The organism is Kocuria sp. APC 4018 (assembly GCF_030407675.1).
Classification (GTDB): Bacteria; Actinomycetota; Actinomycetes; order Actinomycetales; family Micrococcaceae; genus Kocuria; species Kocuria rhizophila.
The window spans coordinates 18071-41796 of sequence record NZ_JASDCY010000003.1; the positions used below are offsets into that span (position 1 = coordinate 18071).

At 69.9% G+C, this 23726-nt stretch carries 21 protein-coding genes; 10 read left to right on the forward strand and 11 right to left on the reverse strand.

Translation table 11 applies throughout. The annotated features are described in order from the left end of the window. Positions 1-12: 12 nt before the first annotated feature. From QL985_RS00990 to QL985_RS01020, 7 genes are all read right to left on the reverse strand, one after another. Positions 13-981: an ABC transporter substrate-binding protein gene (locus tag QL985_RS00990; RefSeq protein ID WP_047978877.1), complete on the reverse strand. Its 969-nt coding sequence runs from the start codon at positions 979-981 to the stop codon at positions 13-15. Further along, complete coding sequence (locus QL985_RS00995; protein WP_039101560.1) at positions 978-1655, reverse strand: ABC transporter permease subunit; 678 nt, start codon at positions 1653-1655, stop codon at positions 978-980. Before QL985_RS00995 ends, QL985_RS00990 begins: the two co-directional genes overlap by 4 nt. Further along, positions 1652-2407, reverse strand: coding sequence for an ABC transporter permease (locus tag QL985_RS01000; protein WP_039101561.1), 756 nt, complete (start codon positions 2405-2407; stop codon positions 1652-1654). The genes QL985_RS00995 and QL985_RS01000 overlap by 4 nt, the downstream gene beginning before the upstream one ends. Next, the gene (locus tag QL985_RS01005; protein WP_039101562.1) at positions 2404-3570 is read right to left on the reverse strand and encodes an ATP-binding cassette domain-containing protein; all 1167 of its coding nucleotides are present in this window, start codon (positions 3568-3570) and stop codon (positions 2404-2406) included. Before QL985_RS01005 ends, QL985_RS01000 begins: the two co-directional genes overlap by 4 nt. 64 nt (positions 3571-3634) lie before the next feature. Continuing rightward, positions 3635-4210, reverse strand: coding sequence for a YetF domain-containing protein (locus tag QL985_RS01010; RefSeq protein WP_102613347.1), 576 nt, complete (start codon positions 4208-4210; stop codon positions 3635-3637). 45 nt (positions 4211-4255) lie between these two features. After that, positions 4256-6142, reverse strand: coding sequence for an ABC transporter ATP-binding protein (locus QL985_RS01015; protein ID WP_047978874.1), 1887 nt, complete (start codon positions 6140-6142; stop codon positions 4256-4258). A gap of 166 nt (positions 6143-6308) precedes the next feature. Continuing rightward, entirely contained in the window at positions 6309-6785 is a 477-nt protein-coding gene (locus tag QL985_RS01020; protein ID WP_019310454.1) for a MarR family transcriptional regulator, read from the reverse strand. A 237-nt stretch (positions 6786-7022) separates the two neighbouring features. On the opposite strand from QL985_RS01020, the gene QL985_RS01025 reads away from it, so the two are divergent. Together QL985_RS01025 and QL985_RS01030 are read left to right on the forward strand one after the other, a co-directional pair. Next, positions 7023-7766, forward strand: coding sequence for a hypothetical protein (locus QL985_RS01025; protein ID WP_070637258.1), 744 nt, complete (start codon positions 7023-7025; stop codon positions 7764-7766). 34 nt (positions 7767-7800) lie between these two features. Continuing rightward, positions 7801-8610 (forward strand): hypothetical protein, encoded by an 810-nt coding sequence (locus tag QL985_RS01030; protein ID WP_101888172.1) that lies wholly within the window; start codon positions 7801-7803, stop codon positions 8608-8610. 199 nt (positions 8611-8809) lie between these two features. Here QL985_RS01030 and QL985_RS01035 read toward each other — a convergent pair whose 3' ends face one another. Continuing rightward, complete coding sequence (locus QL985_RS01035) at positions 8810-9184, reverse strand: hypothetical protein (RefSeq protein ID WP_101888171.1); 375 nt, start codon at positions 9182-9184, stop codon at positions 8810-8812. Positions 9185-9328: 144 nt separating this feature from the next. Here QL985_RS01035 and QL985_RS01040 point away from each other — a divergent pair, with 144 nt between their 5' ends. The 4 genes from QL985_RS01040 to QL985_RS01055 all read left to right on the forward strand — a co-directional run bounded on the left by QL985_RS01040 (position 9329) and on the right by QL985_RS01055 (position 13953). After that, positions 9329-10159 carry an aldo/keto reductase gene (locus tag QL985_RS01040; protein WP_259905812.1) on the forward strand — a complete coding sequence of 277 codons (831 nt, stop codon included), beginning with the start codon at positions 9329-9331 and terminating at the stop codon, positions 10157-10159. A 125-nt stretch (positions 10160-10284) separates the two neighbouring features. Then, positions 10285-11796, forward strand: coding sequence for a peptide MFS transporter (locus QL985_RS01045; protein ID WP_208547551.1), 1512 nt, complete (start codon positions 10285-10287; stop codon positions 11794-11796). Positions 11797-11993: 197 nt separating this feature from the next. Further along, positions 11994-13493 (forward strand): APC family permease, encoded by a 1500-nt coding sequence (locus QL985_RS01050; RefSeq protein WP_019310448.1) that lies wholly within the window; start codon positions 11994-11996, stop codon positions 13491-13493. A gap of 49 nt (positions 13494-13542) precedes the next feature. Next, positions 13543-13953 carry a universal stress protein gene (locus tag QL985_RS01055; RefSeq protein WP_019310447.1) on the forward strand — a complete coding sequence of 137 codons (411 nt, stop codon included), beginning with the start codon at positions 13543-13545 and terminating at the stop codon, positions 13951-13953. A gap of 280 nt (positions 13954-14233) precedes the next feature. Here the strand turns inward: QL985_RS01055 and QL985_RS01060 are convergent, their stop codons facing one another. Next, positions 14234-15004 carry a phosphatase PAP2 family protein gene (locus QL985_RS01060; RefSeq protein ID WP_237708745.1) on the reverse strand — a complete coding sequence of 257 codons (771 nt, stop codon included), beginning with the start codon at positions 15002-15004 and terminating at the stop codon, positions 14234-14236. Positions 15005-15351: 347 nt separating this feature from the next. Here QL985_RS01060 and QL985_RS01065 point away from each other — a divergent pair, with 347 nt between their 5' ends. The 3 genes from QL985_RS01065 (at position 15352) to QL985_RS01075 (ending at position 20282) form a co-directional block, all read left to right on the forward strand. Beyond that, a complete protein-coding gene (locus QL985_RS01065; protein WP_083310958.1) occupies positions 15352-16644 on the forward strand; it encodes an ROK family transcriptional regulator in 1293 nt (430 codons plus the stop codon). 344 nt (positions 16645-16988) lie between these two features. Beyond that, positions 16989-18419: a sugar porter family MFS transporter gene (locus tag QL985_RS01070; RefSeq protein ID WP_070637264.1), complete on the forward strand. Its 1431-nt coding sequence runs from the start codon at positions 16989-16991 to the stop codon at positions 18417-18419. A 201-nt stretch (positions 18420-18620) separates the two neighbouring features. Continuing rightward, the gene (locus QL985_RS01075) at positions 18621-20282 is read left to right on the forward strand and encodes a thiamine pyrophosphate-dependent enzyme (RefSeq protein WP_102613343.1); all 1662 of its coding nucleotides are present in this window, start codon (positions 18621-18623) and stop codon (positions 20280-20282) included. Between the two features lie 78 nt (positions 20283-20360). Here the strand turns inward: QL985_RS01075 and QL985_RS01080 are convergent, their stop codons facing one another. Further along, positions 20361-21614 carry an MFS transporter gene (locus QL985_RS01080; RefSeq protein WP_029603341.1) on the reverse strand — a complete coding sequence of 418 codons (1254 nt, stop codon included), beginning with the start codon at positions 21612-21614 and terminating at the stop codon, positions 20361-20363. A 106-nt stretch (positions 21615-21720) separates the two neighbouring features. Between QL985_RS01080 and QL985_RS01085 the strand changes: the two genes are divergently transcribed. Beyond that, positions 21721-22722 (forward strand): zinc-binding dehydrogenase, encoded by a 1002-nt coding sequence (locus QL985_RS01085; RefSeq protein ID WP_102613342.1) that lies wholly within the window; start codon positions 21721-21723, stop codon positions 22720-22722. Between the two features lie 12 nt (positions 22723-22734). Here the strand turns inward: QL985_RS01085 and QL985_RS01090 are convergent, their stop codons facing one another. Then, positions 22735-23391, reverse strand: coding sequence for a VTT domain-containing protein (locus QL985_RS01090; protein ID WP_259905814.1), 657 nt, complete (start codon positions 23389-23391; stop codon positions 22735-22737). Positions 23392-23726 lie beyond the last annotated feature (335 nt).

Below are 23726 nucleotides of genomic sequence, written 5' to 3' on the forward strand. Positions count from 1 at the left end.
GTGGGAGACGGCTCAGGAGGCCTTGTCGTACCCGTTGTCCTTCAGCCACTGCTTGGCGGCGTCCGCGGGGTTCTGCTGCTCGTCCCCGCTGACCTTGCGGTTGAGGTCGATCAGGTCCTGCGTGGTGAGCTTGGTGGAGAACTCGTTGAGCGCGTCCACCGCCTCCTGGGGCAGGCGGTCCGGAGCGGTGAGTGGCAGCACCTGCTGGGCGATGAAGTTGTTCTTGGGGTCCTCCAGCACCACCAGGTTCTCGTCCTGGATGGCCGGGGTGGTGGTGAAGATGTCCGCCACCTGCGCATCGCCCTTGGTCAGCGCCTGGACCGTGAGGGGCCCGCCGCCGTCGTTGATGGGTTGGAAGGACTTGAACGAGCAGTCGTACTTCTCCTTGAGCCCGCTCACGCCGTAGGCGCGCTCCTGGAACTCCGGGGGCCCGGCCATGACCAGCTCGCCGCACACGGAGGAGAGGTCCTCCGCGGACTTCAGACCGTACTTCTCCGCGGTGGCCTGCGTGACCACCAGCGCGTCCTTGTCCTCGGCCTTGGACGCGTCCAGCACCGACAGCCCCTGGCTCTCCAGCGCACCCGGCAGGGCCTTGGCGATCTCCTCCGCCGACGCCGCCTGGGCGTCCTTGTCCGCGAAGAGCAGCAGGTTGCCGGAGTAGTCCGGGACCACGTCCACGGAACCGTCCTTGACGGCGCCCACGTACGCCTCCCGGGCGCCGATGCCCGGAGAGGTCTCCGCGGTCACGCCGGCGTCCCGCAGCACCCCGGCGTAGAGCTCCGCGATGATCTGCGACTCGGGGAAGTCCGCCGAGCCCACGGTGACGGTGTCGGAGGAACCGCCCGAGGCGGCGTCGTTGTCCTCCGCCAGGGGGTCGGAGCCGCCGCCGCACGCCGTGAGGGCGAGCAGGGCGGAGACGGCCACCCCGGCGAAGGCCACGGGCCGCCAGCGGGGGCGGGGGGACGAGTGGTGGATGGTCATGGGCGATCTCCTGTCAGTCTGAGACCCGGCGACGTCACCAGGCGCTGGATGAGGGCGAGCAGGGCGTCCGCGGTGAGCGCGAGCGCCGCCACGAGCACCACGGACGCGAGCATGCGCGAGTAGTCGCGCACCGCGAGCCCGTCGATCAGGTAGCGGCCCAGCCCGCCCAGGTTGATGTACGCCACGATGGTCACGGTGGCGAGCACCTGCAGCGCGGCGTTGCGGATCCCGCCCAGGATCACGGGCAGCGCCACCGGGACCTCCACGCGGAACAGGGTCTGGGACTCCGTCATGCCCATGGCGCGCGCGGCGTCCACGAGCGCGGGGGACACCGCGGCGATCCCGGAGTAGGTGCCGGACAGGATGGGCGGGATGGCCAGCAGCACGAGCGCCAGGATGGGCGGCATCAGACCCAGGCCCATCAGCAGGGTGAACAGCGTGAGCAGGCCCAGGGTGGGCAGCGAGCGCAGCGCGCCGGCCAGGCCCACGACCACTCCCCCGCCGCGGCCCGAGTGGCCGACCCACAGGCCCAGCGGGACGGCGATCACCAGGGCGATCACCATGGTCAGCAGGCTGTAGCCCACGTGCTCGAGCATCCGCTGGGGGATGCCCGTGGCACCCGTCCAGTTGGCGGGGTCGGTGAGGAACTGGCCGGCTTCGGCGAACAGGTTCATGCGGTGGCACCTCCTGACTCCACGGCGGCCAGGGAGCCTGCCTCGTCCCGCGAGCCCCCTTCGTGGGCCCGGGTGCCCCGGCCGTCACCGCGCCGCACGGCCGGGTTCTTCCCGCCGGCGCCGGTGCGCTGCCAGCGGGTCAGCACGTGGCCCAGCAGGCGCAGCAGCTGGTCCAGGACCACCGCGATGAGGACGGTGGCCACGATGCCCACTACGATCTCCGCGACGATCGAGCGGCGCAGCCCGTCCGTGAAGAGCGTGCCCAGGGACTGGATGCCGATCACCGCGCCCACCGAGACCATGGAGATGTTGGAGACGGTGGCCACTCGCAGGCCCGCGATCATCACGGGCACGGCCAGCGGCAGCTCCACCCCGAAGAACCGGCGCGCGGGCTTGTAGCCCATGGCCGTGGCCGCCTGCAGGACGTCCCGGTCCAGCGACTCGAACGCGTCCACGCACGAGCGCACCAGGATGGCGATCACGTACAGGGTCAGCGCCACGACCACGTTGACCACGGAGGTGATCTGCGTGCCCAGGACCAGCGGCAGCACCACGAACAGCGTGAGCGAGGGGATGGTGTAGAGCAGCGAGGAGCCCGTGACGAACACGGGTCGCAGCCACCGGTTGCCCGCCGCCAGCCGCGCCAGGGGAACGCTGATGAGCAGCCCCACGAGCACCGGGATCACGGACTGCACCAGGTGGGAGCCCGCAAGCTCCAGGACCGTGGGCCAGTTGTTCGTCAGCCAGTTCACGGCCTCCGCCCCCGGTCCTCACGGGTGGAGCGCTGGTCCTCGATGGCGCGCATCACGGCATCGCCCGGGACCACACCGGCCACCGATCCGTCCTCGTGGACGGCCACGGCCTGCCCGGACGGCGAGGACAGCGCGGCGTCGAGCGCGGTGCGCAGGGAGTCGCCCGAGTGCCAGAGGGTCCCGCCCACACGCAGCTCCTCGTGCCCGGCGGCCTCACCGCTCTCGCGCACCGGGAGCCACCCCAGGGGATGCTGCCGCTCGTCCACCACGAGCACCCAGTCCGACGTCGCCGCCGCGCCGTCTCCCTGCCACGGCGCCGGGTTCTCCACCCCGGGACCCACCACGGTGCGCTCACCCGTGGTGGAGGACAGCACGGTCACGGGCTGCAGGGCCACGCTGGCGCTGTCGAAGCTGAGGGAGCGGAAGCCGCGGTCCCGGCCGATGAAGTCCGCCACGAAGTCGTCCGCCGGGGCCCGCAGCAGCTCCTCGGGTGTGGCGTACTGGGCCAGCCGGCCGCCCCGGGCGAAGACCGCCACGCGGTTGCCCAGCAGGACGGCCTCGTCGATGTCGTGGGTCACGAACACGATGGTGCGGTGCAGCCGCTTCTGCAGGTCCAGCAGCTCCTGCTGCAGGTCCTGGCGCACCACCGGGTCCACCGCGGAGAACGGCTCGTCCATGAGCAGGATGGGCGGATCCGCCGCGAGCGCCCGGGCCACGCCCACGCGCTGCTGCTGACCGCCGGAGAGCTGCGCCGGGTAGCGGGTGGCCAGGGACTCGTCCAGGCCCACCGAGCCCAGCAGCTCACGGGCGCTCGCCCGCGCCTCACGCTTGGAGACCCCGTTCAGCCGGGGCACCGTGGCGATGTTGTCCTCCACGGTCTTGTGCGGCAGCAGGCCCGACTGCTGCATCACGTAGCCCATGGAGCGGCGCAGCTGGGCGGCCGGGATGGTGGAGACGTCCTGCCCGTTGACCTCCACCACGCCGCCGGTGGGCTCCACCATGCGGTTGAGCATCCGCAGGGACGTGGTCTTGCCGCAGCCGGAGGGTCCCACGAACACCGTGAGGGACCCCGCGGGGACATCGAGGTTCAGGTCGTCGACCGCTGTGGTTCCATCCGGATAGACCTTGCTCACACCGCGATAGCGGATGGCCATGTCGGTCATGGGGTCCGTGTCCCTTCGTAGGCGTGGCCCTCATCATAGTCGGCGGCAACAATCAGCGTGCGAACTAATCGGTGCGTTCCGGGGCGAGGAGCTCGTCCGGGATCCGCTCCGCACCGGCCACGTCCGAGAGGAGGTGGCGGTCCACGGGGACGCCGCGGCGCAGCACGCTGATCCCGCCCCCGGACTCGTGGAGCACGCAGGCCACCTCCCCGTAGGAGCGCACACCGGCCCGGCGCAGGGCCCCGTGGAGCTCGGAACGGGTGATGTGGGCGCGCCGCAGCTCCGCCTCCTGCACCTCGTCCCCGACCATGAGCAGCCGGGTGGGGGCGTTGAACAGCCGCTGCAGCCGCGGGCGTGTCCCCAGCTGACCGAAGACCGCCTCCAGCAGGAACAGGGTGGCCAGCCCCAGCACACCGCTCGCGAGGGTGGGCGGGTGGCCCAGGATCACACGCCCGGCCACGGCGCCGAGCATCACGGTCACCACCACGTCGAACGTGGACATGGCCGAGAGCACCCGCTGGCCCAGCAGCCGGACGAACACCAGGAACACCACGTAGATCCCCGCTGCGGAGAGCACCACGCCCACCGCGTGCGGGAGCGTGATGCCGAGCTCCGCCCAGAGCCTCTCCCAGCCGCTCATGCCTGACTCCTGATCTCGAGGGGAACCGTGCGTTCGCCGGGAACGCTACCGGGCGTCGTCGTGGTCCGAGGTCGTGGCGGCGAACTGCGTCTCGTGCAGCTCCGCGTAGCGGCCGCCGCGCGCGAGCAGCTCCTCGTGGGTGCCCCGCTCGGCGATCCGACCGGCCTCGACCACCAGGATCTGGTCCGCCCGGCGGATGGTGGACAGCCGGTGGGCGATCACCACGGCGGTGCGACCGGACATGGCCTCGTCCAGCGCGGCCTGCACGTGGGCCTCGTTGGTGGAGTCCAGCGCGGAGGTGGCCTCGTCCAGGATGACCACGCGCGGGCGCGCCAGGAGCAGCCGGGCGATCGTGAGGCGCTGCCGCTCACCGCCCGAGAGCCGGTAGCCGCGCTCCCCCACCACGGTGTCCAGCCCGTCCGGCAGGGACGCGATGACGTGGCGCAGCCGCGAGCGCTCCAGAGCGTCCCAGACCTCCTCGTCGGTCACGCCCTCCCGCGCCACCGCGAGGTTGGCCCGGATGGTGTCGTGGAAGAGGTGCCCGTCCTGCATGACCATGCCCACGGTGTGGCGCAGGGACTCGAAGGTGGTGTCCCGCACGTCCTGACCGCCGATGCTCACCTCGCCGGAGTCCACGTCGTACAGCCGCGCCACCAGCTGGGCGATCGTGGACTTGCCGGCGCCGGAGGAGCCCACGAGCGCCACGGTGTGTCCTGGGGCCGCACGGAAGCTGACGTCGTGCAGCACCTCCTCACCGCCCCGGGAGTCGAGCACCGCGACGTCCTCCAGGGACGCGAGCGAGACCTTCTCCGCGGAGGGGTAGGAGAAGTTGACGTGGTCGAACTCCACGGCCACCGGACCCTCGGGCAGGGCGCGGGCGCTGGGGCTCTCTGCAATCAGGGGCTTGATGTCCAGCACCTCGAACACGCGCTCGAAGCTGACCACCGCGCTCATGATGTCCATGTGGGCGTTCGCGAGCATGGTCAGCGGTGTGTAGAGCCTGGTCAGCAGCATGCCCAGGGCCACCACGGAACCGGCGTCCAGGTGGCCCAGCAGCGCCTGGGTGCCACCCACGCCGTAGACGAGTGCCAGCGCCAGGGCGGAGACCAGGGTCAGCGCGGTCACGAAGGTGGTCTGCAGCATGGTGGAGCGGATCCCGATGCCGCGGACGTCCGCCGCACGGGCCGCGAACTCACGGGACTCCTCGGCGGGATCGCTGTAGAGCTTGACCAGGGTGGCGCCGCCCGCGGAGAAGCGCTCGGTCATGCGCGTGGACATCTGCGCGTTGTACTGCGCGGACTGCCGCTGAAGCGAGGCCAGCCTGCCGCCCATGGCGCGGGCGGGGACCAGGAAGATGGGGAGCAGCAGCAGGGACAGCAGTGTCACCTGCCACGAGATGGTCACCATGACCGCCACGGTGAGCACCAGGGACACCAGGTTGGACACCACGCCGGACAGCGTCCCGGCGAAGGCGCGCTGCGCGCCGATCACATCCGTGTTCAGCCGGGACACCAGCGCACCGGTGCGCGTCCGGGTGAAGAAGGCGAGCGGCATGGTCTGCACGTGGTCGTAGACGGCCGTGCGCAGGTCGTAGATGAGGCCCTCGCCGATGCGCGCGGACTGCAGGCGGCTCAGCAGGGAGAGCCCGGCGTCCGCCACGGCCACCACCGCGATGGCGATGGCCAGCCACACGACCACGGAGACGTCGTGACCGCCGGTGATGGCGTTGACCACGTCCCCGGCGAGCACCGGGGTCACGACCCCCAGCACCGCCAGCACCACGGACACCAGCACGAACGCGATCAGCGCCCGGCGGTGCGGCCGGGCGAACGTGGCGATCCGCTTGACGGTGTCCCAGCTGACCCGCCGGCCCTTGTTGTCCTGCCCGCTCATGGTCCGCCACATGGCCATGTGGGCGCTCTGCATGCTCACGCCGTCACTGTAGACCTGCGCTCAGACGTGCCCAGCAGTCCTCGCGACCACCCCGTCCGTCACGGACTGGGCAGGGTCAGTGGCCCTTCAGTGGGCATGCTGTTCACGCCGGGATGGAGACTTTCCGGGGGACCGCACGGCACGAGCGGCCATGGCGCTGGGCCCGTCAGTCCAGACCCAGCACGCTGCGGGCGTTGTCGCCGCAGTTGAGTGCGCGGCCGATCTCCCGCAGCTGCGCCACCTGCTCGGTGCTCAGCCGGTCGAAGACGATCTCCCGGACGTGGCGCACGTGGGCCGGCGCGGCCTCCTTGACGCGCTCGAGGCCCGCCGGGGTGATCTCCGCGATCACCACGCGCCGGTCGTCCTGACGTCCCTGCCGGGTGACGAGCCCGTCCCGCTCCATCCGGGCGACAATGCGCGAGAGCCGCGACTGCGAGGTGTTCGTGGCCGTGGCCAGTGCGGACATCTTGTGCTGACGCCGCGGTGCTTCCGAAAGCATGGCGAGCACCAGGTACTCCGCCAGGGACATGTCCTCCTCGGTGCGCAGCTGGTTCTCCACGCGCCCCGGCAGACGGAACATGATCGACACGAGCGCGAGCCACGCCTCCCGCTCGTCCTCGGACAGCCACTTCGTCTCAGTCATGGCAAGGATTGTAGTAAGCAAAGATTGCCGCTGCAAATGTTTCTGACCCGGGGCCGCACCCGGACGTTGGCCGCGTCCGCGCTCCTCAAAGACGGCGCGTAGCCTGGTGGGCGAGGGATTCGCCCCGGCCGGCACCCCCCAGATCCGACCGCCTGCCCGGGCCCCCGCCGCCGGACCCGGCAGACGGACGGCATCGCGCGCCCCCGGGCGCAGACACACGAGGGAGAGCACCAGAGCATGACCCAGCAGCACGACGCCGCCCGCACCCTCACCCGGCGGACCCTCGCCAAGGGCGCCGCGTGGTCGGTTCCGGTCATTGCGGCGGCGTCGGTTGCGCCGGCGCTTGCCGCGTCCAGCCAGTGCCAGCCCGCGCTCCGGTTCAGCGGGGGCATGTTTTACGACTTCGGCACCATCGATTCCGGCACGGGGAGGACCAATCAGTACCTGACCCTGGGAGGTCAGACCTACGTGGACAACCTCCCACCCGGAGTAATCGTCACGGACATCAGCTACACCTTCTGGATGGAGAACCGACAGGGGCAGGACAGTAGCGGCCCGGGGGTGTTCTGGATGGGAAACTCCACCGCTAGCACGCGCAACACATGCTCGAACGGGACCTGCAATGCCTCTTGGTCCCCCACATCTGGCAGTGGATTCCGGTCACGGGTCACCAACACCGTCAACAACACGACTGTTGAACACCCAAATGCTGGCCCGCTGCCTTCGTGGGATGTCAACATGTTCTGGTCAGCCGCCCAGGACACCGGAAACCGGTACAAGGTCGACTCTCAGACTGGGTGCAGGAATTTTGATTCAGGACCTTCTGGCCGGTTCCGCGTGGATTACACAGGGGTGGTAGCCCTCACCACGGCCGATGTGCGCAACGGCAAGAAGAGAATTCGGTCATTCGCGGAAGTCACGGCCACTTTGAACACGGGTCAGAAACTCACCAAGTCCTACCCCGTGGTCTATACAGGCTGATCTACCCCCTCCCCACTCCCTCATAATGGACCCCATGGATTCCCACGCCACCTGGCCCGCGCCCGTCACCGTGAACGACCGGGGGTTCGACGCCGCCGCGCTGCGCCAGCTGAGGAAGGCGCCCTCTCCTGCGAGCGGCGACGAGGCGGGGCGGCCCCACGCGTCGTCGAGCACGGAGGCCGGGGAGACGGGCGTGGCGGCGGCCGAGTCGGCTGGTTCCCACGAGAGCGCGGTGACGTCTGCCGAGGCGGGCAGCGGGGCGGCGTCGTCGGACGGCGCGGCGGCGGACGGCCCCGGTGGCAGCGCACCTGCCGCGCGGAAACCGCCCGTGGGCGAGCGTCTGGTGGCGTCCCTGCTGCTCGTGATCCCGCTGGTGTCCGCGCTCGTGATCGTGCTGAGCGGAATGCGCTTCGCGGACACCCGCAACGGGCTGTGGCTGGGGGTCATCGCCGTGGTCCTGGTGGCCGCGGCGCTGTCCTGGGTGGCCGTGCTGCGCCGCTCCTTCGCCAAGGCGCAGGGACACCTGGCCGCGCGGCTGCCCGGCGTGATCGGCTACGGCGTGGGCATCGTCCGCGAGCTGGACGTGGAGTCGCCCTTCGACGAGAACGGCGTCTCGGACACCGTGACCGCGCACCTCACCGTGCGCGTGAACCCCGCACAGGGCCCCGCGTTCACCGGCACCCTGGATGCCGTGTACGCCGTGGCGGACGCGGAGAAGCTCGCGGTGGGCTCCCACGGCCCGGTGCGCTACCTGCGCTCGGACCCGGAGAACACGGTCAGCATCGAAACCCGCCTGCCCGCGGAGAAGGTGCAGCAGATCTACCGTGCCGCCGCGATGAACTGACCACCGACCGTCCCTGCGGGGGAGGAGGGCCCCGTCTCTCGCCCCTCGCCGGAGGAGGACTGACGGCGGGCCGGGCGCGAACGCGCCCGCCGTGACGAGCTGGCCCGGGTGACAACCGGTGATGGCGGGACGGCCGCCGGCCCGGGTCCGGACTCTGCGAGAGCAGTTCCGGAGTGGGAACGGTCCTGGCCGACGCCGCTCAGAACTCGGCGCGGTCCCTGGCGGGGGCTGCGGAGGGACGGACCGCCGAGGAACCGCCCTGCGCGGACGTCCCCGCCGATGCTGCGGAGCGCCCGGAGACCGAGTGCTGGGCGCGTGCGGGGGCGACGACGTCGTGCTGGTCGGTCTCCGGCTCCGAGTCCTCGACCACGCGGGTGCCGGTGCGGCGAGCGCGCGCGGGGAGGTCGTCGATCGCGGTGATGCTCACAGCCATGACGTTGAGGGCGATCCCCAGGATGGTGAGGATCCACGCGAGCACCGCCAGCGAGCCCACGGCGCACAGCAGCCCGATCACCACCAGGGCCACGGACGTGAGGTAGGCGGGGGTCTTGACACGCTGGAAATCGAACTTCATGGATCCATTTCACCACGTTTCCCTGACCGCCCCGCCCGGTCGTGGGACAGCTGGGGGAACTTCACCCACAACTTAACTGCTTGTCAGACCCGGCCACCGCGCAGTTGACTGGGAGGTAGTTGTCAACGAAAGGATTCAGTAACGATGTCCAAGAACCAGACCCTCCAGCTCAATGACGGAAACACCATCCCGCAGTTCGGCTTCGGCGTGTGGCAGGTGGACGCGGACGTGGCGGAGGACGTGGTGAGCCAGGCCCTCAAGATCGGCTACCGCCACATCGACACCGCCAAGATCTACGGCAACGAGGAGGGCGTGGGCCGCGCGATCGCCAGCAGCGGCATTCCGCGCGAGGAGCTCTTCGTGACCACCAAGCTGTGGAACGACGACCAGGGCTACGAGTCCACCCTCGAGGCCATGGACAAGTCCCTGGAGCGCCTTGGCCTGGACTACGTGGACCTCTACCTCATCCACTGGTCCCAGCCGGAGAAGGGCAAGTACCTGGAGACCTGGAAGGCCTTCCAGGAGATCAAGGCCTCCGGCAAGGCCCGGTCCATCGGTGTCTCGAACTTCACGGAGAAGGCGTTGCAGGACGTGCTGGACACCGGGGTGGCCCCCGCCGCGCACCAGATCGAGCTGCACCCCTACTTCAACCAGCAGGCCCTGCGCGAGCTGGGTGCCCAGCACGGCATCGTCACCGAGGCGTGGTCCCCGCTGGGCCAGGGCAAGGCGGACCTCCAGGACGAGACCATCGGGAAGATCGCCGGGGCGCACGGCGCCACCCCCGCCCAGGTGGTCATCGCGTGGCACCTGGCCATCGGCAACGTGGTGTTCCCCAAGTCCGTGACCCCTGAGCGCATCCAGGAGAACTGGGACGCACAGAAGCTCACGCTCACCCCGGAGGAGATCGAGCAGATCAACGGCCTGACCCGTGACAACGGCCGCATCGGCCCGGATCCCGCGGACTTCAACGACTGACTCCGCACGGTTCGCGACTGCCGTGTGACGAAGCCCCCGGGTGTCCTGCCTCACAGGAACCCGGGGGCTTCGTCCTGTGCGTCGGAAAGCAGTTCCCCGGGCATCCGGGTGCATCATGGTGACCCATGAGTCACAGCACACCAGGCAGCGGCCTCACCGGCAACGCGCCGAACGATCCGAACCCGACCATCGACCCGCACAACCCCGCGGGCAGAAGAACCTTCTTCGGTCAGCCCGGCATGCTGGCCAACCTCTTCTCCGTGGAGATGTGGGAGCGCTTCTCCTTCTACGGCATGCAGGCCCTCGTCCTGTTCTACATGTACTACCCGGCGGCGGAGGGTGGTCTCGGCCTCGACCAGGGTGTGGCGACAGGCATCGTGGGCGCCTACGGCGGCACCGTGTACCTGTGCTCCATCCTGGGCGGCTGGGTGGCCGACCGTCTGATCGGCTCCGAGCGCACCATGCTCGCCTCGGCGGTGCTGATCATGGTCGGCCACATCGCCCTGGCACTGATCCCCAGCGTGCCCGGTCTGGCCATCGGCCTGCTGTGCGTGGCCGTGGGTTCCGGTGGTCTGAAGACCACGTGCGTGAACCTGGTGGGCACGCTCTACGAGCGCGACGACCCGCGCCGTGACGCCGGCTTCTCCATCTACTACATGGGCGTCAACATCGGCGCCCTGTTCGGGCCGCTGCTCACGAGCTTCGCGTGGGGCACCTGGGGCTTCCACGCCGGCTTCGGCATCGCCGCCTTCTTCATGGCGCTCGGCCTGGTGCAGTACTTCCTCACCCGCAAGGGCCTGCCGGACTCCGTGCACACGGTGGCCAACCCCCTGCCCCGCTCGCAGTACGGCAAGTGGATCGGGATCGCCCTGGGCTTCGTGGTCGTGGTCCTGGTGCTGCTCTTCACCGGGATCCTCAACCCCGGCAACCTGTCCGGCGCCGTGGTCCTCATCTCTCTCGTGGCGGCCATCGCCCTGTTCGCCATCATGCTGAAGGACAAGGGGCTCTCCCCCGAGGAGCACTCCCGGGTGGTCGCCTTCATCCCCCTGTTCATTGCCACAGCGGCATTCTTCGCCCTGTTCCAGCAGCAGTTCACCGTGCTGGCCGTCTACGCGGACACCCGCCTGGACCTGAGCCTCTTCGGCATGGAGTTCAAGCCGTCCGCGGTCCAGTCCATCAACCCCGTGTTCATCATCCTGTTCGGCATGGTGTTCGCGGGCGTGTGGACCAAGCTCGGAACGCGCCAGCCCAGCACCCCGGTGAAGTTCGGCATCGCCCTGCTGCTGATCGGTGCGGCGTTCCTGCTCTTCATCACCCAGGCGGACACCGCGTCCGTGTTCGTGGGCTGGATCGTGCTGATCCTCCTCGTTGCCACCCTGGGCGAGCTCTTCCTCTCCCCGGTGGGGCTGTCCCTGGCCACCAAGCTGGCACCGCGGAGGTTCCCGGTGCAGATGGTTGCCCTGTACAACCTCTCGGTGGCGCTGGGCACTGCACTGTCCGGCTCGCTGGCCGAGTTCTACAGCCGCGAGAACGAGGTCGCCTACTTCGGCACCATGGGCGCGGTCACCATCGTCCTCGGTGTGGTCATGCTGCTGACCGCCAAGCCCATCCTCAGGATGATGCGCGGCATCCGCTGATCCAGCTCGTCGCGTGAGAGCGCGTCCCGCCCCACCCAGGGCGCGGGGCGCGCTCTTTCCACTCCTGCCGCAGTGCCCCCTGCGGCGCGCAGCATCCCTTAGGGTTACCTGTACGCAATGAGCCGCAGATCACAGGTCGAACCCCCGAGCGGGTGAACCGTGCGCGGCCGCACTCTGGTCGATCCGCGGAGGACAACATGAGCAGTTCAGCTACGCCGAACGGCGCCGCACCGGCGTCGTCGGCCACGGGCCGTGACACGGCCGCAGCCGGGGGCACGGACCCCTCGGGAGAGAACCACGAACTCAAGCGGGTGATGGGCCCAGGCCTGCTCCTGCTGTTCATCGTGGGCGACATCCTGGGCACCGGCGTCTACGCCCTGACCGGCAACATCGCCGGTGAGATCGGCGGCGCCGCGTGGGCCCCCATCCTCGTGGCGTTCGTGGTGGCCACCATCACCGCGTTCTCGTACCTGGAACTCGTGACCAAGTACCCGGGCGCCTCCGGTGCGGCGCTCTACACGCACAAGGCCTTCGGCATCCACTTCCTCACCTTCCTGGTGACCTTCGCGGTGCTGTGCTCCGGACTGACCTCGGCCGCCACCGCGTCGAGCACCGTGGCGGCGAACTTCGCCAAGGGCTTCCACCTGGACCTGAGCCCGTTCGGCATCACCCTCGTGGCCGTGGGCTTCATGGCCCTGCTCGCACTCGTCAACCTGCGCGGCGTCTCCGAGTCCGTGAAGCTCAACGTGGTGCTCACCGTCATCGAGCTCACCGGCCTGCTGATCGTGATCCTCGTGGGCTTCTGGGCGGCGTTCCAGGGCAACGCGGACTTCAGCCGCACCATGATCTTCGAGACCGCCGAGGACAAGAACATGTTCCTGGTGCTCTCCTCGGTGACGTCCCTGGCGTTCTTCTCCTTCGTGGGCTTCGAGGACTCCGTCAACATGGTCGAGGAGACCAAGGATCCCACCCGCAACTTCCCGCGGGTCATGCTGTTCGGGCTGTGCATCACGGGCGTCATCTACGTGGTGGTGTCCCTGTTCACCGTGGCGATCGTTCCCATCGGTCAGCTCAGCGAGTCCACCACCCCGCTGCTGGACGTGGTCAAGATCGGTGCGCCCAACATCCCGATCGACACCATCTACCCGTTCCTCACCATCTTCGCGGTGGCGAACACCGCGCTGATCAACATGCTCATGGCCTCGCGCCTGCTCTACGGCATGGCCAAGCAGGGTGTCATCCCCGGGTTCCTGTCCAAGGTCCTCCCCGGGCGCCGCACGCCCTGGACGGCCATCCTCTTCACCACCGCGCTGGGCATGCTGCTGATCGTGATCGTGAACAACATCATGGGCAAGAGCACCGCGTCCGCGCTCGGTGGCACCACGGCCCTGCTCCTGCTGGGCGTGTTCACCGTGGTCAACGTGGCCGCCATCATCCTGCGCCGCGACCGCTCCCAGGAGGGCCACGACTACTTCCACGCGCCGCGCGTGCTCCCCTACCTGGGTGCCGTCACGTGCGCGTTCCTGCTGGGCCCGTGGGCGCAGGACACCATCGAGTACCAGATCGCCCTGGTGCTGATCGCCCTCGGCGTGGTGCTGTGGCTCGTGAACTTCCTCTACGCCCGCCTGTTCACGGGGCGCCGCACGCGCTTCCAGCACCCCGAGGACATCGCCCACCTCGAGGACGTGGACCGCTGAGGTCCCCGGCCCACCCCAGAACCCACCACGTCACGGACCAGGAGACCCCATGAACATCGTTGTCGGATACCTGCCCACCCCCGCCGGGCGCGCCGCGCTGCGTGCCGCCATCGACGAGGCCAAGCTGCGTGCCGCGGACCTCGTGGTGGTCCAGGGCCACCACACCAAGCGGTGGGGCCGCCACACTGGTCCGGAGGAGACCGAGACCGCAGTGAGGGAGGACCGCGCCGCGCTGGACGCGAGCGGCGTCGCCTACGAGCTGATCCCCATGGCGGACGACGCCGACCCGGCGGACGTCATCCTCGACGTCACCGACCGCACGCACACCACGCTGCTGGTGATCGGCACCCGCCGGCGCACGCCGGTGGGCAAGCTCATCATGGCGCCCACCACCCAGCGTCTGCTGCTCGAGGCCGGGTGCCCCGTGCTGTGCGTGAAGGCCGAGTACACGCAGGACTGACACGCCGCTGGACTCCCCCGGGAAATACCCCGGGACGTCCACGGCGGCGCTGAGGGCCGTGCGACGGGTGCACGCCGCGAGTGCTTCCCGAGACCGGGGCTGCTGCGGGCACATCTCAGACTCCGCGCGCAGGACCGCACGACGACGGCGGGCCGAACCTCCCAGAGGTTCGGCCCGCCGTTCGTCGTGGGCGCGCGCACACCATGTCCTGACGCGTCCGCCAATGCTCAGCGCGGGCCCACCCGCCACCGGCAGTGGGCGCGCGAGGGGGGCGCAGGGATCAAGCCGCTCGGTCCGAGCGCCGCGGATCGTGGGTGTCGGAGGATCCCGTGACGCGGCGGGCCGTGGAGCCGTGCGCCTCGGTGGGAACCGCCGCCCGGGTCGCGGCACGGCGCGAGTCTGGTGCCTCGAGGGACACGCCCACCTGCTGCCACGAGAAGCCGTACGCCAGGGCGGGGACCACCTTGTTGGCCACGGCGGTTCCCACCATCACCCCGGCCCAGGCCACCGGCAGGGCGGCCAGGACGTCGAGGGGGTAGTGGGCCCCCGAGTACACGCGGGCGGCACCGACCACGGCCACCCCGAGGGTGCCCCACAGCAGCACGTTGCGCCGGGTCCGCCGGCGCGCGGCCACGAAACCGAGGGCGAGGACGATGGCGACCAGGGCACCCGTGTGGGACGAGGGGAAGGATGTGGATCCCGCAACCACTTCCAGTGGATCGCCGGACACCGCCGGCCGGGGACGTTCCACGAGCACTTTCACGAGCCCCACCGCGCCCCAGCCCGCGAGCGCGGTGATGGCGAACCCCGTGGCGTCGAGGGGGCGGCGTCGGATCACGGCCAGCCAGCCGATGACGGCCGCGATGATGAGAACCACCCCGCCGTTGGACAGCGTGAACTGCACCAGGGTGGCGATGCCGTCCAGAAGGACGTTGCGATGCTGGGAGAGCCCCTCGAGCAACGCGGTCTCCCCGTCGGTCACCTGCGGTGAGAGCACCAGCAGACGACCGATTGTCGCTGTCAGCAGCACCACGACCAGAGGAACGGCCACGCGGTGACGCAACTGCGGCAAGTGCCACGGGGACCCGCCCGGCGAGGGGGAAGTGTACTGCGCCGGATTGGTCATACAGCAATGGTGACACGAGACACCGTGTGAATCCTGGTGTCGGCGTGTCGTGCTCCGCGTGGCGCCAGCAGACGCTCGTTTCACGTGAAACAGCTTGTGAAAAGGCTACCCATAAGCATTGCATGTCTTCTACGCCATATTAGACGCCCGCTCCCGCGGGCCCCTTCCCGGCACCGGAGGACTTCCGCCCCACTTTCGCCCGGACTTCGTGTTCGTTGCCCGAACGTTGACTACACTCAGGCCACCACGAGCATTCGAGAAGGGAAGAGACGATGACGTCCTCACCCACGGCGCGGCCCGCGGAGCGCCCGGCCACGGGTCGGCTCCGTCCACCGCGTCCATCCCCCGTCGAGAGCCCCGACGAGGCGGAGTCCAACGCCGCGCGGGCCGACACCGCGGCACGGGTCGCCAGTCCCACCGCCCCGGGATCGCAGACGGCCCTGCGCGTGGCCAACCGGCGACGAGTGGTGGACGCCGTGCGCGAACTGGGGGCCGTGACCCAGGCGAGGATCGCGCGGGAGACGGCCCTGGCGCCGTCGACCGTCTCGTCGATCGTCAAGGAGCTCACCCGGTGCGATCTGCTGGCCGTGGAGCCGGATCACGGGGGACGCAGGGGTCAGAATGTGCGGTTCAGCCCCCGCGCCGGGCACCTGCTGGGGGTGGACGTGGGACACCGCCACGTGGCCGTGGCCGTGGCGGACCTCAACGTGGAGATCCTCGCCCGGAAGCGCTGCGAGCTGCCGCCCGACCACGGAGCCGCCGAGGTCCTCGAGACCGCGCGCCGCATGGCCGACGAGCTGCGGGACGAGCTCGGGATCTCCGCTCAGCGCTTCCTGCAGGCCGGGATCGCGGTGCCCGCTCCCGTGGCCGAACGAGGGCGGGAGCTGGACTCCGCGGCCATCCTGCCCCGCTGGGCGGGAATGGACGTCCAGGATCTGGCATCCCGGGTGCTGGACTGCCCCGTGGTCCTGGAGAACGACGCGAATGCCGGCGCGGTCGGCGAGCACTCCCTCGGTGCCGGGCGGGACGTGCGCGACATGGCCTACCTGAAGGTCTCCCACGGGGTGGGTGCGGGGCTGGTCCTGGGAGGTCGGCTCTACCGCGGCGCCACGGGCTCCGCCGGGGAGATCGGCCACGTCACCCTGGACGAACGGGCCGGGCTCTGCCGCTGCGGGAACAGGGGCTGCCTCGAGACCTTCGTGTCCTCCGCCGCCGTGCTCGGTCTGGTGCACTCGTCGGGACGCCCGCTGGAGACGGTGCCGGACGTGGTGGACGCGGCCCTCGCGGGAGACCCGGGCTGCACCCGGGTGGTCGCGGATTCCGGGGGACTCATCGGCGGGGCCGTGGCCCAGCTGTGCAACCTGCTCAACCCGCAGCTCGTGGTCGTGGGCGGGGACCTCGCCCGCGCCGGGGACCTGCTGCTCGAACCGCTGCGACGGGCCGTGGAGAAGTACACCCTGCAGCGCGGGGACCGGGTGCGGATCACCACGTCCGAGCTGGGCCCGTTGGCGCACCTGACCGGCGCGCTGCTGCTCGCCCGGGCGGGGACCCCGCTCCCCGTGTGAGCCACCCGGTCCCGCCGGGTGGCTGTGGCCGGCCCGCGGTGCCTCCGCCCACGGGGCCCGGCGCGAGAGACCTCCGCGGGGCCTGATGCGATGTGGTGCGTCCGCCCTCTGAGCCGGAGCAGACATGACGCGCCGTTGTGTTCGACTCATGGACATTCTGTGATGCGAGTCCTACGCTGGGGTCACCGTCCACACCGGCGGCCGCTCCACATGCCTCCACGGTCACGGAGGCCCGGTCCTCGCCGACCGCGCCCCCTGGTCCCGCGCGTCCAGCTGTGCACGGCGGACGGCGGGGCACGGTATCCACCGAGCGTTGAAATTCACGACAGCAAGGGAGCTGTGGGATGAGCCAAGCGGCGCAAGCACACCCGACGGAACACCACCAGACGAACACCGCGGCGGTGGTTCGCATCACCACCGTGGCCGCCTTCGGTGGCCTCCTCTTCGGATACGACTCCGCCGTGATCAACGGCGCCGTCTCCTCGATCCAGTCCACCTTCGACGTGGGCCCCGGACCGCTCGGCTTCGCCGTGGCCGCCGCCCTGCTGGGTGCTGCGGTGGGTGCCTTCTTCGGCTCCCGCATCGCGGACCGCACGGGCCGCATCCCCGTCATGAAGGTCGCGGCCCTGCTGTTCCTACTCTCCGCGATCGGCTGCGGTCTCACGCAGTCCATCGAGTGGCTCATCTTCTGGCGCGTGATCGGCGGCGTGGGCGTAGGCGTGGCCTCCGTGATCGCTCCCGCCTACATTGCCGAGGTCTCCCCCGCCCACCTGCGCGGGCGGCTGGGGTCCCTGCAGCAGATGGGCATCGTGCTGGGCATCTTCCTGTCCCTGCTCGTGGACGCCCTGCTCGCCAACTGGGCCGGCGGAGCCTCCCAGGAGCTGTGGCTCGGGCTGGCCGCGTGGCGCTGGATGTTCCTGATCATGGCCGTCCCCGCCCTCCTCTACGGCATCGGCTCCTTCCTGATCCCGGAATCCCCGCGCTTCCTGGTGGCTGCCGGCCGCGAGGACGAGGCGCGCAGCGTGCTGTCCCGGATCCACGGTGACGACGCCGTGGACGTGCGCGTGGACAAGATCCGCACCACCGTGAACAACGAGCGCAAGCCGCGCTTCTCCGATCTGCGCGGTTCCATGGCCGGGCTCAAGCCCGTGGTCTGGGTGGGCATCGGCCTGGCCGCCCTGCAGCAGTTCGTGGGCATCAACGTGATCTTCTACTACTCCAACACGCTGTGGGAGTCCGTGGGGTTCAAGGAGTCCGACTCCTTCGCCATCTCCGTGGCCACCTCCGTGGTCAACGTGCTCGTGACCATCGTGGCCATCTTCCTGGTGGACAAGGTGGGGCGGCGCCCGCTGCTGCTCGTGGGCTCCGGCGGCATGGCCGTGACCCTTGCTGCGATGTCCTTCGTCTTCGCCACCGCCGGCAAGGAGATGGTGGACGGTCAGCTCACCCCGGTCCTCGGCCCCGTGGCGGGCCCGGTGGCTCTCGTGGCGGCCAACCTCTTCGTGGTGTTCTTCGGCGTCTCCTGGGGCCCGCTCATGTGGGTGCTGCTCGGCGAGATGTTCCCCAACCACATCCGCGGTGCGGCTCTCGCCGTGGCCGGCGCGGTGCAGTGGCTCGCCAACTGGGCCGTGACCGTCTCCTTCCCCACCATGTCCAACAACTCGCTGGGCCTGACGTACGGGATCTACGCGTTCTTCGCCGTGGTGTCCCTGGTGTTCACCATCAAGATGGTGCGCGAGACCAACAACGTGGAGCTCGAGGACATGCACGACTGACCTGTTCCCCCGCACCACACCGTCCGCCCCGGCCTGCACCTGCGCAGACCGGGGCGGACGGCGTCCGCGGCCCTGTCCGTGTCGCATGCTGGACGCATTTCCGTGCGCTTTCCTGCCGTCGGGTATTTTGCGAAGAACACTCGTGGGCGCTGCGGCCTTCCGGTCCCGGCGCCCGTCCTGACGGCGAAAAGAGACCTTCCCATGACGCAGCCAACCGCCACCGCAGCTCCGGGCCGTATGTCCGCCGGGCACGTGATCGTCGAGTCCCTCGCGGCGCACGGCGTGGAGCGCGCGTACGTGGTCCCCGGGGAGAGCTACCTGGACGTTCTCGACGGCCTGCACGACTCCTCCATCGAGACGGTGGTGTGCCGCCACGAGGGCGGAGCGGCGTACATGGCGGAGGCGGACGGGAAGATGAACCAGGTCCCCGGGGTGGCCATGGTGACCCGCGGCCCCGGTGCGGCCAATGCGCACGTGGGCCTGCACACCGCGTGGCAGGACTCCACCCCCATGGTGCTGTTCGTGGGGCTGATCCCGTTCGAGCACCGGGAGAAGGAGGCCTTCCAGGAGTTCGACCCGCACCAGTGGTTCGCCTCGGGCGCCAAGCGCGTGATGGTGCTGGACCACGCGGAGCGCGCCTCCGAGTACGTGGCCGAGGCCATGTTCGCGGCCCGTTCAGGACGGCCCGGTCCCGTGGTGGTGGGGCTCCCGGAGGACGTCATCACCCGTGAGATCGACGCCACGCTGCACCCGGAGATCCCCGTGGCCGGCGGCGGCATGACCGTGGACGACTGGAAGGCCCTCGAGGCCGCGCTGCAGCAGTCCATGAAGCCCCTGTTCGTGTTCGGCGGCAACGACTGGAGCACGGAGGGCGCCGAGCGGTTCACTCAGTGGCTCGAGGAGCACCACATCCCGGCCGCCGCCGAGTGGCGCTGCGAGGGCACAGTGCCCTTCGGATCCCCCTCCTACGTGGGCCCCATCGGGTACGGGCGCCCCAAGCCCACGTTCGACCTCATGGAGGAGACCGATCTGCTGGTCTTCGTGGGCACGGTCCCCGGAGACGTGATCACCAACGGGTTCCTGGTGCGCCAGGACTGGTCCAAGAAGAACTTCATCGTGACCATGGATCCCTCCATGCGCGGTCGTTCGGGCGCCGTGACCTACCAGATCGTGGCCAAGCCGGACGTGTTCGTGAGGGACCTGGTGCGGATGAACCTTCCGGTCAAGGACTCGTGGCGGGACTGGTGCCACCGCATGCGGCAGCAGCAGGTGGACTTCTGCACGCCCCAGCCGTGGCCCGAGCAGGACGGCCCCGCCACCATGGACGCCGTGATGACCGAGCTGACGCGGACCCTCCCGGAGGACGCCATGGTCACCTTCGGGGCGGGTGAGCACACCAACTGGGCGCACCGCTACTTCCCCACCAACGGGTACGCGTCCATGATCTCCGCGCGCAACGGGTCCATGGGGTACTCGGTGCCCTCCGCGGTGGCGGCATCGCTGAACTTCCCGGGCCGCCGGGTGATCTCGATCGCCGGGGACGGCGAGTTCCTGATGAACGGGCAGGAGCTGGCCACGGCCGCCCAGTACGGCGCCACCCCGCTCGTGATCGTGATGGACAACCAGGAGTACGGCACCATCCGCACCCACCAGGAACGCCAGTACCCGGGTCACGTGTCCGGGACGCAGCTGAAGAACCCAGACTTCGCGGCCATGGCCGCCGCGTTCCACGGCGTGGGCATCCGGGTGGAGTGGCAGTCGGAAATCCCCGGGGCGCTGGAGCGGGCATACCGGGCCATCGACGAGGACCACACGTTCGCGGTGATCCACGTGGTCGTGGAGCAACGCCAGAAGGCATACTGATCCGCACATAAATACAGGTCAGCAAGGCATCACGACGCCGCCGCGAGCCTCCCTGCGAGGCTCGCGGCGGCGTCGTCGTCAGCGCAGCGGGTGCTCCGCCTGGTCCCGGTGCATCCGGCCCACGACGACCGCCACGACACCCAGGGCGGGGGTCAGCAGGGCCACGCCCCAGAAGATGGCCTCGGGTGGGACCACCTGCGAGACCGGGCCCGCCACGGCCATGGAGATGGGCATGAGCAGCAGGGACACGAAGAAGTCCAGGGAGGAGATCCGCCCGAGCATGTGCGAGGGGACCCGACGCTGCAGCAGGGTGCCCCAGATGACCTGGCCCGCCCCGCCGGTGGCGCCGAACACGCACAGCGCGCCCGCCATGACCCACCACGAGCCGGTCATTCCCACCAGGCCGAAGGGCAGCGTGCCGAAGCCCCAGAGCCAGATCATGGTGGTGAGATACTTCCGCGGCAGCTGGAGGGAGGCCATCACGCTGGAGCCCACCGCCGTGGAGATGCCGTAGAGACCCAGCATGGCGCCGTAGTCCGCCACCGTGCCCCCCAGCCGGTCCACCACGAGGAACGGGACGAGCACCTCGAGCGGACCCATGAACATGAAGATTGCACTCATGGCCCAGAGCAGGGTCCACAGCAGCCACGGTGTGCGCACGCAGTACTGGAAGCCCTCCAGCATCTCGCGCAGCATCGAGGACTGCGACGCCGCCGCGTCCTGCGCGCCGTCACCGCCCCGCTCCGGGAGCCGCAGCCGCAGCATGAACACGAGCGCCACGGCGTGGCACACGGCGATGGCCAGGACAGAGGCCCCGGGCAGCGCCAGACCGGTGAGCGCACCGCCCACGGCGGGGCCTGCCGCGAGCTGCAGCAGGGGGCGGGCCGTGCCCTCCACGCCGTTGGCCGCGAGCAGCTGGTGGACCGGCAGAATCCGGGGCAGCGCGGCGGAGTAGGCCGGGTAGAAGAAGCCCACGGCCCCGGAGAACACGAAGGCCGCAACGCCCAGGTGCCACAGGGCGAGGGTGTCCGTCCAGGTGAGGACCACGATGGTCGTGGCCGTGACCAGGTTGGTGACCTCCACGCACCGAAGGATCACCGTCAGTCGGAACCTGTCCGCAGCCACTCCCCCCACGAGCACGAAGACGACCATTCCCACGGCCCCTGCCGCCGTGACCAGGGACAGGTCCACGGCCGATCCCCCGAGCTCCATGACCCGGGCCACCATGGCCACGGCCCACAGCCCGGACCCGAACACGCTCACGCCCATGGCCAGGGCGAGCACCGTGTAGGCGCGCGAGGAGAAGGGGGCGAGGGCCCGGGGAAGTTTCACCGTCACAGGCTATCGGCAGCCGGAGACGCCCCGCGTGTGAGCCGGAACTCACCATGGCGTAGCGTGCAGAGTGACCAGCACACCTGCACCGATCCGAAGGAGCACCATGCGCGCCACCCACGTCCCCAGCCCCGGAACCGTCGTGGTGAAGCAGTGGCCCGATCCCGAGGCCACGCAGGACGGCGAGTTCGTGGTCAAGATGGTCGCGGCGTCGGTGTGCGGCTCCGACCTGCACTCCGTGCTGCACGGGACGCTCCACCCGCGGGGCCCCGAGCTCCCCGGCTACCCGGGTCACGAGGGAGTGGGCGTGGTCACGGAGTCCCGCTCGGAGAAGTTCCCCGAGGGCACCGCGGTGCTGTGCCTCGCGCCCGGGGAGCTCGGCGGCGCCTTCGCCGAGTACATGCTCCTGGACGAGGACCACGCGGTGGCGCTGCCCCCGGAGGTGGACCCCACGGACCTCACCGAGATGCGGCGCTACCTCATGGCCCAGCAGATGGGCACCTGCATCTACGCCATGAACCTCTACTGGCCCACCGAGGTGCCGCCCCGGCGTGCCGGGACCTGTGTGGTCATGGGAGCGGGTTCCGCGGGGCTGTTCTTCCTGCAGGACGCCCTGCGGCGGGGCTTCGAGCAGGTGATCGTCTCCGACAAGGAGGAGTCGCGGCTCGAGATCGCCCGGCAGCTGGGTGCCCGCACCGTGCACGTGCCGCACGAGGAGCTGACGGCCGTGGTCTCCGAGGCCACTGGCAACACGGGTGCGGACCTCGTCATCGAGGCCGTGGGCTCGGACGCCCTGCGCGCGGAGGCCGTGGAGATCGTGGCCGACCGCGGAATCGTCGGGTGGTTCGGCCTCTACGAGAGCTTCGAGTCCGCACCCGTGCCGGTCTACGAGGTCTTCCGCAAGTCGGTCCGGCTCCAGGGCTCCGTGGCCGCCCAGTCCGAGCCCGGTCTCGTGTCCTTCCACGAGGCCGTCCGGCGCATCCGGGACGGCGAGGTCACCGTGGACTACTGCCTGGGCCCCGTGCACCCGCTCGAGGAGACCATCGACGTGCTGCGCACGGCCGAGCGCGGCGGGGACGGCCACGTGAAGTTCACGATCGTGCCGTAGGCCCCGCGCGGGTCAGCTCTGCACGCTCCTGCCCCGCATACTCGTGATGATCTGGACGGCCACCGGGATCAGCGAGAGGAGCACAATCAGGATGGCGATCAGGTCCACGTGGTCCCGGATCAGCGGGATGCCGCCCAGCAGGGAGCCCGCCACCACCATGATGGTGACCCACAGGAAGCCGCCCAGCACGTTCCAGCCCACGAACTGCCGGTAGGGATGGCGTGCGGCCCCCGCCACGAGGGGCACGTAGGTCCGCACGATCGGCACGAAGCGCGCGAGCACGATCGACCGGCCCCCGTACTTGTGGAAGAAGTCCTCGGTCTGGCGCAGGTACGCGGTCTTCAGGAACCGGGCGTCGTCCTTGAAGAATCGCCGCCCGTACCGGTGCCCCAGGAAGTACCCCACCTGGTCTCCGGCCACCGCGGCGATGAACGGCACCAGGATCATGAGCCACAGCGGAATGTTCAGCGCCTCGTGCAGCAGACCGCCCGTGAACAGCAGCGAGTCGCCGGGCAGGAACGGGAACAGCAGCCCGGACTCGATGAAGACGATCACGGTCATGCCGGCCAGGGCCCAGGGTCCGAGCTGCTGCAGCAGCTGCTCGGGATCCCCCAGTGGGAGCAGCTGGGGCGCGAGGGCTCCCGCGGTCTGCATCAGTTCAAGCGTCATGGTGACCCATTATGCGCCCTCGGGACCGGGTCGCCGCGGCGGGGGTTCACGACGCCGCCCGGACCGTCCACGCTCCCGTCACCCGATTCCCGGGGCGCGTTCCACGGGGCGCGTTTCCCCGGGCTCACTTTCCCCGGGGCCCGTCGTACCTGGGCAGGCGGGTCCGGAGTCCCCGTGCGGCTTCCTCGCCGGCCGAGCTCCGGCCGGGAGTGCGCTGGTGTGCACCTGGCAGCAGCCCCCTTGTTTTCTGCCAACACCCTGCCGTGTTCCGTGCCGTGCCCGTCCGGCACTCCGGATACCTATGCTGTCCCCGTGCGATGATCCAGTCTCCGTGG

What these genes read in the sequence shown, in the direction of transcription:
- QL985_RS01005 (WP_039101562.1), bottom strand. Translation starts at nt 3,570, where the DNA reads ATGACCGACATGGCCATCCGCTATCGCGGTGTGAGCAAGGTCTATCCG.
- QL985_RS01030 (WP_101888172.1), top strand. Translation starts at nt 7,801, where the DNA reads ATGGATTCCCACGCCACCTGGCCCGCGCCCGTCACCGTGAACGACCGG.
- QL985_RS01040 (WP_259905812.1), top strand. Translation starts at nt 9,329, where the DNA reads ATGTCCAAGAACCAGACCCTCCAGCTCAATGACGGAAACACCATCCCG.
- QL985_RS01010 (WP_102613347.1), bottom strand. Translation starts at nt 4,210, where the DNA reads ATGAGCGGCTGGGAGAGGCTCTGGGCGGAGCTCGGCATCACGCTCCCG.
- QL985_RS00990 (WP_047978877.1), bottom strand. Translation starts at nt 981, where the DNA reads ATGACCATCCACCACTCGTCCCCCCGCCCCCGCTGGCGGCCCGTGGCC.
- QL985_RS01035 (WP_101888171.1), bottom strand. Translation starts at nt 9,184, where the DNA reads ATGAAGTTCGATTTCCAGCGTGTCAAGACCCCCGCCTACCTCACGTCC.
- QL985_RS00995 (WP_039101560.1), bottom strand. Translation starts at nt 1,655, where the DNA reads ATGAACCTGTTCGCCGAAGCCGGCCAGTTCCTCACCGACCCCGCCAAC.
- QL985_RS01055 (WP_019310447.1), top strand. Translation starts at nt 13,543, where the DNA reads ATGAACATCGTTGTCGGATACCTGCCCACCCCCGCCGGGCGCGCCGCG.
- QL985_RS01070 (WP_070637264.1), top strand. Translation starts at nt 16,989, where the DNA reads ATGAGCCAAGCGGCGCAAGCACACCCGACGGAACACCACCAGACGAAC.
- QL985_RS01050 (WP_019310448.1), top strand. Translation starts at nt 11,994, where the DNA reads ATGAGCAGTTCAGCTACGCCGAACGGCGCCGCACCGGCGTCGTCGGCC.
- QL985_RS01085 (WP_102613342.1), top strand. Translation starts at nt 21,721, where the DNA reads ATGCGCGCCACCCACGTCCCCAGCCCCGGAACCGTCGTGGTGAAGCAG.
- QL985_RS01020 (WP_019310454.1), bottom strand. Translation starts at nt 6,785, where the DNA reads ATGACTGAGACGAAGTGGCTGTCCGAGGACGAGCGGGAGGCGTGGCTC.
- QL985_RS01075 (WP_102613343.1), top strand. Translation starts at nt 18,621, where the DNA reads ATGACGCAGCCAACCGCCACCGCAGCTCCGGGCCGTATGTCCGCCGGG.
- QL985_RS01025 (WP_070637258.1), top strand. Translation starts at nt 7,023, where the DNA reads ATGACCCAGCAGCACGACGCCGCCCGCACCCTCACCCGGCGGACCCTC.
- QL985_RS01090 (WP_259905814.1), bottom strand. Translation starts at nt 23,391, where the DNA reads ATGACGCTTGAACTGATGCAGACCGCGGGAGCCCTCGCGCCCCAGCTG.
- QL985_RS01045 (WP_208547551.1), top strand. Translation starts at nt 10,285, where the DNA reads ATGAGTCACAGCACACCAGGCAGCGGCCTCACCGGCAACGCGCCGAAC.
- QL985_RS01065 (WP_083310958.1), top strand. Translation starts at nt 15,352, where the DNA reads ATGACGTCCTCACCCACGGCGCGGCCCGCGGAGCGCCCGGCCACGGGT.